Source organism: Paenibacillus amylolyticus (assembly GCF_036894225.1).
Lineage (GTDB): Bacteria > Bacillota > Bacilli > Paenibacillales > Paenibacillaceae > Paenibacillus > Paenibacillus amylolyticus.
Window position 1 is genome coordinate 179423 of sequence record NZ_CP145893.1, and the last position, 14512, is coordinate 193934.

A 14512-nucleotide genomic window follows, 5' to 3' on the forward strand; every position below is an offset into this window, starting at 1 on the left:
AATTGCGTGCTTTTTTTGTTTTTATTTGGCAGCTCCTCCTCGGTGCGGCCGACACAGGAGGGTTTCCAAAACAAAATACTCATATGTAAAGTGGCTACGAAAGCCACGCTATGGGTGGAAAGGAGTTAAATATGTACGCTAACGATATGGGAGAAGGTTCTAAATTTACTTTTTTGAGAGATTCACATATTAAGGGAATAAACAATTTTCCGGTTTGAGAATTTGGATGGGTGGCGACTAGAAGAGATCCCTACGCCTGGTTGTTATTGTTTCACGAATAGTAAAGAATAAACTTTAACTTTTGGAAATCATTACAATTATGCCTGTTAAATGGCTCCGTCATATTTAGAATCAAAATCGAATGAACAGGAAGCATTGTCTATTAGAGATTCTATCTTGAAGAATACGGATTTTTTTACAAGTAATAAAAAAACGAAAGAAGGCAGGTATTTTAAGATGAATAGATTGAGGAAAGCACTTATTTTGATGCTAACGATAGTCATTACCTTGTCTGGAATGACAATCTACCCAAGTAATAGCCAAGCTTCTGTTGCGCACAAGTGGTCTATGTACACGGTAAAGCAAGGGTATGCCTATTGGGACATAAGAGGTAATATATTTAAATCGGATTGGATTACGGGTTACAGCTCTTTTACTTTTGATAAGAATACTGGAACTTTTAACCTAGATGGTAATTACGGTCAAGCTAATACAGGTGTGGTTTATACTTATGATGATGCTCCTGGAAATAGAGGTAAAATAAAATATACTAGAGCATATAGTGAAGGTATGGCTGAATCAGGAGTTCTTGAAGCTTATGCCGCACCTATACCTGATACCTTAGTAGGGAGCGTGTACAGCTCTGTAGCCAATACCTACCCAAATAATGCTGTTGATCCTGATGGGTTCTATTATAAGTATGAGGGTACCATAAATAATAAAGTACCTGTTGTAGAAATTACTACTAAAGGGGATATGACCTACCTAAATGATCAGGAATCCTTTAGTATCTCTGGAACTGTACAAGATCCCGATAGCGACAATGTATTAATAACAGGGTTTATAGGTGGTATTGGTAAATCTGTAGAAGTCCATAATACAACTTCAAAAAGTCAATGGGTGTTATCGTGGGATATAAGCGAGCTTCCATTAGGTACATATAGCCCCATTATATCTGCTGAAGACGGTATAGACATTGTAGAGGTAAAATATCAAGGTAATATAACTATTAAGCAACAAACTTATTATTACTGGAGCAAATTTAGAGTAGATAAAACACCACTTATCTCGTGGGCTAGATGGACATCTGATCAACACCCTAATTTACCTGGATTTTTCACAGGATACACTACTGATCCTGGAATGCATTCTTCTAAAGTTACAGGTACTTATTTTTACACACTAACTGCACAACAACCTGTAGGTTATATCCCACATTTTAATGATAATAGAAATGTAATTAGATATACCAGGGTTTCTGATCGTTTGTACTATCAAGAAGATCTACATTGGGCAGCGAATGGTGGACAAGATATAAAAGGTTCATTAGTACAAACTAACATTAAAGCAGCTCAAAACACTTATCCAGTAGATGGAGTTCACACAGATGGATTCTGGTACACAAGGGTAGGATTGGTGCCTAATACAAATCCAGTCATCAATGTGACTCAATCGGGTAACAAATCTATAAATTTAAAGACCGGGAGTGACACCTTTGTTATTTCCGGCACATCTACAGATGCAGATAACGATACCTTGTCCATTTCAGCGAGTATAGGTGGGGTAGAGAAACAAGTAGTTTTAAGTCAAACTAAGGATGATAAGGCTTGGACTCTTGTCTGGCGTACATCCGAGTTTAGTAGTAGTGGTACTTTCAGTAGGCCAGTAATTACAGTCGATGACGGTAAGGGTGGAATTTCAACAGCAACATATACAGGAAACCTAATCGTAAATACAGATTCCTTGTACTATTGGGATAAGTACACCACCAAAAATCAGGTGACTAGTTATAGAGAATCTAAAGGTACTACCTATAAAAGTGATATAGATAATATTTCAGGTTATCGTAACTATACGTTTAATAGCACTACTGGTGAATTCTCTGGTGTAGGAGAGTATCAAACGGCTCCAACATATCCAACTTGGGCAGGTACTAGATTATATTCGATCGGTTACCTCCGAAGTATGACAGAGTATGAAGTTACTAATCTGGAACAAACTCAAGTTACTAGACATGAAGCTGTAGCTAACTCAACAAATAAGATTAAGGATACGTTAGTGCAGAGCAATATTTTAGATGTAGACAAAACTTATCCGGATGATGGGTTACACACAGATGGTTTCTGGTATATTAAAAAATCAACCACAAACATGCCACCGGTACTTTCAGTAGATAATTCTGATCAAAATATCGGTACAGCATCTGAGAAAATCAGCTTGAAGGGTAGCGCATTTGACTCAGAAGGAGACGAAATTTCCATTTCAGCAACATTAAATGGTATTACTAAATCGACCAGTGTTACAGGAGCTGGAACTTGGAAACTTGATTGGGCGGTTAATGAAGTCCCGGAAGGAACATATACGAATGTTAAAATTAACGGAAATGATGGGAATAGAGGCACGGACACAATAACCTATACCGGGAGAATCAACTTTGATATGGTCGCTCCTGAGAAGCCGGAGGTTACCTTATCTGAAAACGCATGGACAAACAAAGATGTGAAGCTGATAGCTAAGCATGGTGTCGATATTGGCAGTGGTGCGGATTACACTGAATATACGAGAGACGGTGAAACATGGCACAAGTACAATGATCCTTTAGTTATCGGGGATTCCGGAGAATGGACATATCAGTTCCGTACAAAGGACAAGGCAGGGAATGTTGGCCAATCAACGGAAGTCACTGTGCGAGTCGATAAGCAAGCACCCACAGCACCAGTGTTGAGTTTGTCTGAGGAATCCTATACACAAGATCCGGTAACGATTACCCTGAAGAATGGAACAGATGACCTAAGTGGGGCAGAACGGACAGAGGTTAAAGTAGGGACAGGAAATTGGACAACATATAATGGGGAAATGATTGTCGATGAGGAAGGAGAAACAGAAGTATGGGCGCGGACGATTGATGTCGCAGGTAATATCAGCCCTGAAGCAACTGCAAAGGTCCTCATCGATCGCACTGCACCAACAGAGCCGAGTTATACTCTCTCAGAGAGTCAATGGACAAACAAAGATGTGACATTCCAACTAAATGGTAGTCAAGACGCATCGGATGTATATTACGAGTACAAAATTGGTGATAGTCCTTACACTACGGGTGAAAGTGGCACCATTACAGAAACAGGTGAGCATACAATTACAGCTCGCGCCGTGGATGCAGTAGGGCTCATCAGTCCGGAGACTCAATTTGATATCCGAATTGACAAGGAACTACCTGATGTGGATTATGCACCTAATGGACTGCAATGGTCGCTGCAGGGTACCGATGTTCAAATTAAGGCATCTGATAGGTTGTCGGGTGTAATTGAACCGGTATATGTAGAGATTAGTCAAAGCGGACAACCGAGTGAAGCATGGCAGGTAATGCCAGACAACGGCAAAGTGACCATAGAGGACAAAGAAGGTATCTGGTATGTGCATACACAAGTGAAAGACAACGCTGGAAACACCGGTACACATACGTCCAACCCATATCAAGTACAGAAGGCACCCGATGCCCCAACACTGGAAGCAACAGCAATCAGTGCTTCTGAAGTCAAACTAAGCTGGGATTTACCTGGCGGAAATCGATACACATCAGGCTACACGTATACCATCAAAAACATGAATACCGGTACAGAGAAGATATTGGAGTATCCGGTTCATGAATACGTGGACCAGCAGCTACAAGGTGGTCAAATTTATAACTATCAGCTGACGATTCGAAATCATGTGGGATCAGCGGAGACACAAGTCTCTGCACTAACATATCCAGCTAGTCCTGGAGTCGAGATCAGTCCTGTCTTTCGGACACCAGGTGAAATGTTGATCAACATAGATTCTGTACCAACTGCAACCGATTATCGCCTAAAGTTGATCGATAACCAAGGTCAAATCATAGAAAACGGATTAGTTGCAAGCACTCAAAAAGCATTAACTGGACTAGTTCCAGGAAGCAGCTACACGGTACAAGTTTCAGCAATTAATGATAGTGGTGAGGGATTGGCTACAAGTGTCGGATTTTTAACTCTTCCGGAAGCGCCAACAGGGTTTACAGCAATCGAGATTAAAGAAGATACCGTAAATTCAGAGTGGCAGAGCGTTACAACGGCAACCTATTACGATCTCTATCGGAATAACGAGCTCTTGTATAACGGGGGGGATCTAAACTATAAAGATACCGGCTTAATCCCTGGAACAGCGTATGAATACGTAGTGGCAGCTGGAAATGAAACGGGCGAAGGTGATGTCTCGGAACCTTTGAATGTAATGACCTTGCCTGAACAGGATAACTCCCTAAAAATGCACGGTTTTAGTACAACAGGATTCACTGCGCAATGGAACGGCGTCCCAAGCGGAATCAAGTATATCCTTCAGGTGTATGATCTCGAACAAAATCTTGTTGCCGAGTATCAAGGTCCAAATCTGGAATATACGGCTTCAGGACTTGAACCAGGAAAGGAATACAGCGTGTCACTGGTAGCATTCAATCGAACAGGTGCAGGAAAAGCGAAGATTGTAAGGACAGTGACATTACCGAGTAATGTTGAATCTGTACAAGTCACTGGGATTGGAGAAACAGAAGCGGAATTCAACATATCATCCGTGACAGGTGCAACCCATTATAAAATTGAACTGAATGGAGAGGAATTCCTGACGAATGATCTCAACTATGTTTTGTCACCGCTTCAAGGTAGCACGGAATATAGTGGGACCGTACAAGCTGGTAATAGCTCCGGTTGGAGTGAACCGACAGCATTCAGCTTCTTGACTAATCCGGTGCGACCAGCATTACTGACGGTGAAGACTTTCAGTGAAACGGGGATGACATTAACCTGGGAAGAAGATAAAACGGCATCTCGCTACTGGATCACGGATGAGCAAGGTAATAGAACGGATGTAACAAGATCAGAATTTGACGTTGCGGACTTGCAACCAGGGTCAGAATACCGCTTTAAAGTAGCAACCGAAAATGCGACTGGCATAGGTTCTGAATCTGAGATCGTGTGGAGTACCCGAACCGAAGCGCCAGAACTAGAACGAGTGGATGTACAAAATTCAGATGCAACATTGAGTTGGACTGAACCCCAGGGGGCATTTCGATACGAGATTACAGATAAAACATCAGGTCAAGTGTATTACAGCGGATCGGAACCCGTTGCACACCTTGCGCAGTTGCAAGTGGGATATGTGTATAATTTAACGTTATCAGCATTCAATAAAACGGACCACGCGTCAAAAGGTGTACTTGTGAAACTGGTGACTCGAGCTGAACTGAACAATAGCAATGTCAAAATTACTGATGTGAAGTCTCACTCCGTAACAATGGAGATCGAGACAGCAGGACAGGAAATCCAGGAGTTCGTTATTTTACGAAATGGTGTGCAAATTACGAAGGTAGAAGCAGGAAGCCAAGTGAGCTATACAGACACTGAGGTGGAACCAGGTAAAAAATATGAGTATGAGATCATGCCAGTAAATGAAGGCGGCGAAGGAAAAGGCGTTAAACTGACTGCATTAACGGCAACGAAGCAAGTGTCAGCTCCAGAGGTGAAATCAGGGGATGATTGGGCAGAAATTAGTTTCCAAGCCGTAGAGCAAGCAAGTGAGTATGTGGTTCTGGATAAGAATGGAACCGAATTATGGCGTGGAGATACCTTGCCGATCCGTCTGGAAGGGCTAGAGCAAGGAACAAAAACTATCTTGAACATTGTTACAGAGAATGCAGCAGGGTATCCATCAGCACCGGTATCAGTCCCTGTGTGGACCCTACCATCAGTGCCTATGGGTATTGAGTCTAGTGCTTCAGAGAGATCCATTACGCTCAACTTCAGCAATGTGATGACAGAAGGCTTAACTAATTTTGTGATTTATAAAGCTGGAAAGGAAGTAGGACGTGTAGGTGCTGGGGAAAAATCCTGGACAGATAAAAATCTTACACCTAATACCGAGCATGTATACGAAGTGAGGGCTGTAAATCTTGGAGGAGAGAGTACGAAGGGGATAAAAGTGGAACAAACCACGAAACAGGAACAACCTGTAAATCCAGGCAGCCCTTCAGCTCCAACCCCTCCGACAAATCATGATAAAGATTCAGACAATCCTGAAAATGACAAACCTGATGATGTTGTTAAAGGAGATCAGCAGGATAATGAGCAGTCTGGATCGGTATCGGGTGTGTTTAAAGATGTGTCCGATTCAAGTTTTGCTAAAAATGAGATCGAAACCTTAGCGAAAGATGGTGTTATAAAAGGCATTAGCACAAATGCATTTGCTCCAAATAAAGAGATCACACGTATGGAATTTGCTGCATTAATTGCGCGTGTCCTAAACGCCAGTCCTGATGAATCCATAACAATGCCGTTCCAGGATGTTAAAGATAATGCATGGTATAGTGCAGAACTAAATGCAGCTATTGTTAATGGTATTGCAAAAGGATTCAATAGAAATGAATTCCGACCGAATGCTGTAATTAATCGAGAACAGGCAGCTAAGATGATGGTCAATGTGCTGATTAAGGGAGGCATAACTCCTTCAACTACAGCTCAACGATTCTCTGATGATTCGGATATTGCAGTATGGGCATTAGCGGATGTAAAAATGGCAACAGGACAGAAATTCGTACAAGGGTATCCGGACAATACGTTCCGTCCGAAACACGGACTGACACGTGCTGAGGCATCCGTAATGATTTACCGTTTACGCGATCATTTAAATTCAATTTCAAAGTGAAATGAATAAGCTATACAAACAACAATATTTTGATTAGCTTGAATGCGTGACTCTTTAGAAAACGGTAGGTACAGTCTGTCTCGTAGAGTCTGACGATAATTGAATATTTCACACAATTTAGGACGGCGACGGAGCCGTCCTATTTGTCTGTTCCGAAATATCAGTCTTAACATCTTTCAGGATCCCATACGTTGCTTTGGTCTTTTGTGCCAGGGGTATAAACAAGACTTTAAAAATCTTCCCTAGTCTTTTATAAAGAACAAATTTTCAGTTTAATGAGTACCTATTTTAAAAGGTAACGCCTGTGTTTGATTATATTTAACAAGAAGCTACTGAGAAGCATACGAGAAATAGAGATATGATAGGGCTGAAAAAAATTCCAATCCAGAGCGAATTGATAATACAGAGGTTGCTTAACGAGCAAGAGAATTAGGACAGAGGCATTTGGAATAAAAACATGTTCTTATCCCCAATTAGGGAATGTATCTAGTTGCTTTTAATTTATTTCGCCAACCTTAGGTTAGAGAGGTGTATGGCCCAGAATATAATAAATATATGGAGGAAAGGTTAACATTGGAAAGTTTTTCATTTAGAAAATATTCCAATGATATGGTATAACTCTTCTTGCTGTGAAAATATAGACAAGGGGATACAACATGAGAAAGAAATACAAATTTTGGAATAAGGTGATCAGCTTAATTATTGCTGGCTCCTTGATTTCTACATCATCGCTAAATAATACCACTGCTTGGGGGAGCCCCTCAGCCGAAAGATCAACACTTCAAGAAAGCAACACTTCAGACGATTCTAACTTGTCGTCCAACAACACCCCAAAAGAGATTGCTTCGCTCCGAAGTGAAAAATCGAAGACATTCGCAAATGAGAATGGAACGTACACAACTCAAATTTCTGAAACTCCCATTCACTATCAAGATCCCTCAAATCAAGAGTGGAAGCCGATTGATAACCGTTTAAACACGACGAGTCAAACGGCTTACAATAACGATCATGAATTCAAAGTAGAAATGAACAAGAAGCATTCTGTTTCTGATAATTTGATAGAGATCAAAGAGGATAAATTCCGCATTGGACTAAACCCCATATCGGAAACAAATACAGTAACAACTACGCAAAGCATCTCTAGCACAAAGCCGGCAGGGATTGTTAAGAATAATGTAATGACGTATAAGGGGCTTTATCCCGATACTGATTTAATTTATACCCTGGGAAACGATAGACTCAAAGAAGAGCTTAAACTCAGCAAAAAGCCGACAGGCAAAAAGTCAGTAATGTACTCCTTTTCCTTAACTCTAGGTAATCTGGATTATCGCCAGGAACAGGATGGCTCCGTTTCCTTGATTAACCCATCTACTGGCGATACTGAATATATCATCGATAAACCGTTAATGTATGACTCTTTTATACCCGAAGGTTATCAGCAGGTAGAGGGAGTCAATGCTTACCCTGAAGAATCTCTTTCCTACGATATTCACTATGAATTGAAAGAGAAGAAGGGACAGCTATACATTGACGTGATCCCAAGTATCGCATGGCTTAATGATGCGTCACGTGTATACCCAGTCACCATCGATCCGACCATTGTTAAATTTCAACCGACATACCGCTTAGCGGATACCAATATACGTAGTGCTTTCCCCAAACAAACCGGAGCAACCGATACGACACTAGGTGTTGGTCTATATAAAGACGCTACTAGCTCTAATGTCATCCGTTCTCTCATTCAGTTTGATACATCGACCATCCCACAGGGGGCAAAAGTATTAACGGCTGACTTGAACCTCTGGTTAGCGTCCGTTTCAAATAATACCAATGTAGATATCACACTAAATAGTGTAAATAAAGCTTGGACGGAATATTCTGCATCTTGGATGTATGCAGATGCTACAAACTTGTGGAGTAAACAGGGTGGAGATTTCAATGCTTCGCAGGTGGCTACAACTGCAGTAGGTCCATTAACCTCACTTGCAGCAAATTATAAGTGGTCTTTGCCTGCGAATATGTTAGAAAAGTGGATAAATGACCCTACAACAAACAAAGGTTTTATGTTGAAAAGCAATTCAGAAACAACTAACAGCTACAAGAAGTTTATATCCGGTGATGACACGGCCAATCCGGACTACACCCCGCTTTTAAGCGTGACATACACCTCTGCTAGCCGCCTTGGTCTAAAAGATTATTGGACATATGATAGTCACCCGATAGCTAACGGAACTAGTTATACCAATTTGGGCACGGGGAACAATATCATCCAGTTTAATGATTATTCCTTAACAGGTAGAGGAGATACCTCCGTAGACTTCATGCGGACATATAATTCAAAATCTAGCGAGTCTTCACCGTTTGGCTACGGATGGTATTATACGGGTGGTGAAACCATCGTAGATGCTTACAAAACCGGAGACGTATTGTTTACAGACCACACTGGATCTGCTTATGAATTCAAATATAACGCATCAAACAATACGTATACGCCTTCAGCGGGCGAATATCTGACACTAAAAAAGGTGAAAAGTAGCTCCGGGGCCACGACGGGTTATGACTTAACGGACAAACATGGATACTTGATGCATTTCGATACGGTTTCTAACGATGATCAGGTAAGCATCACTCAAGCCAAACTCAGTTATGAACAAGATATGCATGGAAACCGAATTACGTATAAACGGAATGGGGACGGAGCACTAACGGGTATAGAGGACCCATCAGGACGTACCATTGCATTTGAATATACTTCAGATGGGTTAGTTGATTATGCCATGCTAGAAGGGCGTAAAACGGATTATACGTATCAGAATGGAAAGTTAGTTACTGTAGATCAGTATAGTGAGGATGGCACTTATAGCCGAACACAGTTTAGTTATGGTGGAAATTACATTAAAACCATTTTTGACCCGAATAACCGATTAACCACGTATACCTATGATCAAGAGTACTTGGTTAAGGTGCAGGAACCTTCAACCGTTTCGGTTACAGATGCAAGTGACCGGCCGGCAACCCAGTACAAATATGACACCACTGCACGTACAGCAGACGTAACAAATGCAAACGGCCATACGACAAACTATACGCTGAACGCTAACTTTGTGGCGGAGAAAATCCAAGATGCCAAGGGTGAAATCACTCAGTTTGTCCTAGATGCAAACTATAATGTCAAGAAAGTAACCAATCCAGATGGAACTGTTGCTGAGCAGACATATGATAGTAAAGGTAATGTTCTAACTCAAATCGATGAGGTTGGAAATGTTACAACTTATGAGTACAATGACCTGAATCATGTTCTCAAAGAAATTGATCCTAGACAAAATGTTACCAATTACTCGTATACCGCAGCTGGTGATTTGGCAACCATCGTGGATGCCAAGCAAAAAGTTACGCGTTATGAATATGACGCCTATGGAAACTTAAAAAAGACGACGTATCCGGACCAATCAATAGAAACGTACAGCTACGATGATAAAGGTAACGATATCAAATCGGTAATTGATGCAGCAGGGAACACAACAACAGTAACAACAGATGCGGTTGGGAATATGACCGCAAATACCGACGGAAATAACAATCGTACTGATTACCATTATGATAAGTTAAATCGCCTGAAATCAGTAATTGATCCCAAGCAAAAAGAGACAACGTATGAGTATGATACAGCCGGAAACTTGACTAAAACGATTAATCCAAAACAGGCTGTAGTTCAGTATGAATACAATGGTCAAAATCAGTTAATGAAAAAGACAGATGCCATTGGCAAGGTGACAGATAACAAATATGATTCAAATGGCAACCTAATGGAGACCACGACTCCTAATGGGAACACAATCTCTTCAACATTCACGGCTTTGGATCAACTCAAAACTATAAGTATAGATGGGCAACAAAAATGGTCTTATGAATATGATGAAAATGGATTACTGGTCAATGTAAACAATGGTGCTCGTTCCTTTACGTATAAGCCTGATGGGTTACCTGAAACAGAGGTAGATAGAGGACATCAAAAGTCTTATATCTATAATGCGAATAGTGGACTTCAGGAACTTTCATATGCAACCGGTGCACATTCGTCCACTGTAAGTTATGATTACACCGAGTTAGATCAAGTCAAAAGCATTAGCAAGGATAATCAAAACCTCATTTCTTATCAGTACAGTGATATGGCTGCAATGGAACAAGCCGATCGGGCAAACGGAATTGTAACCAAGGCTGACTACGATACGGGGGAACAGTTACGCACTTACGGTGATTACTCCAGCACAGGAAGTGTACTGCGCGAGTACGAATACACGTATGACTCTAATGAGAATGTAAAGACAATTCATTCAGAATTAGGTGATACAGCGTATGAGTACGATGCGCTTAACCAACTCGAACAAGAAACTCTACCCGATGGTACGACAATTAAATACCGCTATGACGATGTAGGTAATCGGACACAAAAAGTAGTTGTCACCAATGGGCAAGAGCAAACCACTGTATACGAACACAATAACGCCAATCAATTAACTTCTGTTAATGGGCAAGCTTATCAGTATGACAATAATGGAAATCTATTAAACGATGGGAAACAAACGTATATATATGATGCACTGGATCAATTAATTGAAGTGCAAGATCAAGCTGGACAGAGAATACAAAAATACAGTTATGATGAGAATGGAAGACGTATTCAGTCCACTGGTCAGTCCGGAACAGTGAATTTCTTCTACGATGGCGATGAAGTCATCTATGAAACGGATGGAAATAACAAAACACTTCGAGAGTATACGTGGGATGATAGTGGAAGTCCGGTAGCAATGACTAAAGATGGGCATACCTATTATTACCACTTAAACGGTCATGGGGATGTCGTTAGTTTAACGGATCAAACTGGTAACGAAGTGGCTCAGTATGAATATGATGCATGGGGGAATATTTTAAATCAGAGTGGCTCGCTTGCGGATGAAAATCCATACCGTTATGCTAGTTATAGATACAATACAGAAACTGGCTTATATTATCTGATGACCAGAAATTACAATCCGCAACTAGGTTCCTTTATTTCTCTGGATTCAGAACAAGATATGGATCTGGATAATCCGTTGAATCGGAATGGATATAGTTATGGATTAAATAATCCAGTTGCATTTGTGGATGATGATGGAAATAATCCATTTATAATATTTGTTATCGTCTTTGTTGTAAAGGTAGTCGTTAAAAAAGTAGTCAAAGCTGCTGTTAAGAAGACTGCTAAAAAGGCTGCGGGAAAAGCGATAAAAAAAGCAACTCATGGTAATAGTAAAGCAAGTAAAAAAACACAACATGGATATGAAATATCAGAGAAATCAACAAGAGATGTTGTGAAAACAGGGATTAGTGGACAAAAGTTAAATAAAAATGGGACTTCTCCACGAGCAAACAGCCAAGTCAACAAATGGAATAAAAATGCTGGTACTAATAAGTATGAAGCAAGAGTAGTTAAATCTAAATTGCGTAACAGACAACAAGCCCTCGAATGGGAAAAAAAGAATGCTCAAAAACTATGGGACAAGGGAAATTCAATGAGTAAACATCAAAGACCACGCCCATGGGAATAAAGTTAGGAGAGATTCAGATGTTTTTAAAAGAATTTGACTTAGACTTACCATATATTGCGAATGATGAAAGCATTGAATCTATAATGAAAACACAAAAATGTGAGTACAACGAAGCAACTAAATTAGATTATGAATTGAATTGGAAATGGAAAAGACGTTCATTTAGATTGGAAACTCGCTGTATTACAGCGATGTTTGAACGTTTATTTGGGAAATATAAAACGAAAGATTGTTGGAAAGTCCTAATAGAATGTGTAGAAAACATTTCGGACGAAAGAATTGTTAATGATTCAGGTGTGTGTTCGGCACCAATCCAATTTAATTTGAATGACTTTCGTGCAAAAAATGAGTTGGAGAAAAAAAAGGTTACGCTTCGACTACTAATGGACGGGATCGAGAAACTTGCTCTACGTAATGGTTGGAAGATTGATCCATTTAGAGAAATAGCATTACAAATAGAAGAGTTAGGTTATGTAAATGAATGGACTTGGAAAAAAACAGTAAAGAGTCCTAATAAGAAGTACAATGCTAAAGTTATATGCCATCATAATGTAGAAAGCATGGATATATTCATATCTATTCTACAACGAGATGGTACGCAAGTGCTTTTAGAAAAGGTCATATCAGAACAACCAGATGAATTTGCTTATGCTAAGCATTTAGGCGAACTTAAATGGGAATCTGATTTTGAAGTTGCTTTGATCAATAAAAAAGGAAATGAAAAGTATTTGGTAGCCATAGAACACTAATTATATTGTCGTTAGAAAAAATTGTATAAGAACAATATAATTAGTTCAGTGAATGTCGCTATTTATGGTAATAACCCTGTCAAGTAGACAAAAAACACGGAATTTAAACTGCGACCGTTTCTCGGCATTCCACCGGGGAATGGTCGTTTAGCTTTTTAAGGATTGGGTTTCGGCTATATAGAGCAGAAATACAGATAACCATGCCCACTTGATGGAAAAGGAAAGGGACATATAAACAATTTAACAAAACAAGATGTACCAACACCTCGTGTTAAAGATAAATCAATCCTGAGGGAGTTAGACCGGCAGGAAAAGATGAAATTCCGCAGAAGAGGTAGAGATGATGAACACATTAAAATGGCTTCAAAACTGGTATCTTGAAAACTGTAATGGTGATTGGGAGCATTCATACGGTGTTAAAATTGATACTGTGGATAATCCCGGTTGGTCTGTCAAAATCGATTTGACAGATACTTTTTTAGAGGATGTTCCGTTTGATATGATCGAAGAAGAGAGAAATGAAGAAGATTGGTTCTACTGTATTGTGAGGGATAGAGTGTTTCACGGTGCAGGTGGAGCAACAAATTTGGAAGAAGTACTCGACTGCTTTAAAAATTGGGTTTCGAGTGTAGAGAGAAGTTAATTATGTAGTGCCTGAGGAAGAGACCTTGATTTATTAAATGCCTTTTAAGGACTTTTTTATCCTTTATTGAGATATATCTAGGACTAATCTTTTCTAGGTGTTTTGGTATTCCTTAATATTTGAAAGAGAGGATGGCTATTATAGTTACTCTGATAAGAGCGAGACTATTCAAAGATGGGAAATTTGATACTGCGTTTGGCCAACCTAAGTTAACTCTGGGTGATTTCGGGAGGTAGTCAAAATTGTTTGAGATAAATTACCGTATTATTATTGATGAGAGTTACTGGAAAACGATGAACCTAGAGCAAATTGAAAAGGAAGGGGGAATTGAAGGTTTCTTTCAACTAAACCTGCATTCCGCTGATTATGGTTATAACCATAATAGGGAACTGGGCGAGGGTGAAGAAGGTTTTGAAATTATCTCAACTTGGTAATCCAATTTATTAGAAGTATGTCTGTTAATAGATGATACTAAGTATGTAGCGATAAAGGATACGGAATCCTATAATAAGTTTACTTATGCTGATAATGACTTACTAGTGAGTGTGGTTCAGTCTGACTGCCTCATTAGTGAATATCTCATTACCAATCCTTTAGCAAAT

The 14512-nt window shown here is 39.9% G+C and carries 5 protein-coding genes; all 5 read left to right on the forward strand.

Going from position 1 to position 14512, the window contains the following annotated elements; genetic code table 11:
- The first annotated feature begins 396 nt into the window (after positions 1-396).
- The 5 genes from V6668_RS31030 to V6668_RS31050 all read left to right on the forward strand — a co-directional run bounded on the left by V6668_RS31030 (position 397) and on the right by V6668_RS31050 (position 14344).
- Positions 397-6930, forward strand: a complete 6534-nt coding sequence (locus tag V6668_RS31030; protein WP_338709178.1) for a fibronectin type III domain-containing protein — start codon at positions 397-399, stop codon at positions 6928-6930.
- Between the two features lie 656 nt (positions 6931-7586).
- Positions 7587-12518, forward strand: a complete 4932-nt coding sequence (locus V6668_RS31035; RefSeq protein WP_338709179.1) for a DNRLRE domain-containing protein — start codon at positions 7587-7589, stop codon at positions 12516-12518.
- 17 nt (positions 12519-12535) lie between these two features.
- Entirely contained in the window at positions 12536-13267 is a 732-nt protein-coding gene (locus V6668_RS31040; protein WP_338709018.1) for a hypothetical protein, read from the forward strand.
- Between the two features lie 340 nt (positions 13268-13607).
- The gene (locus V6668_RS31045) at positions 13608-13910 is read left to right on the forward strand and encodes an immunity 53 family protein (protein WP_338709019.1); all 303 of its coding nucleotides are present in this window, start codon (positions 13608-13610) and stop codon (positions 13908-13910) included.
- A gap of 242 nt (positions 13911-14152) precedes the next feature.
- Positions 14153-14344 (forward strand): hypothetical protein, encoded by a 192-nt coding sequence (locus tag V6668_RS31050; RefSeq protein ID WP_338709020.1) that lies wholly within the window; start codon positions 14153-14155, stop codon positions 14342-14344.
- Positions 14345-14512 lie beyond the last annotated feature (168 nt).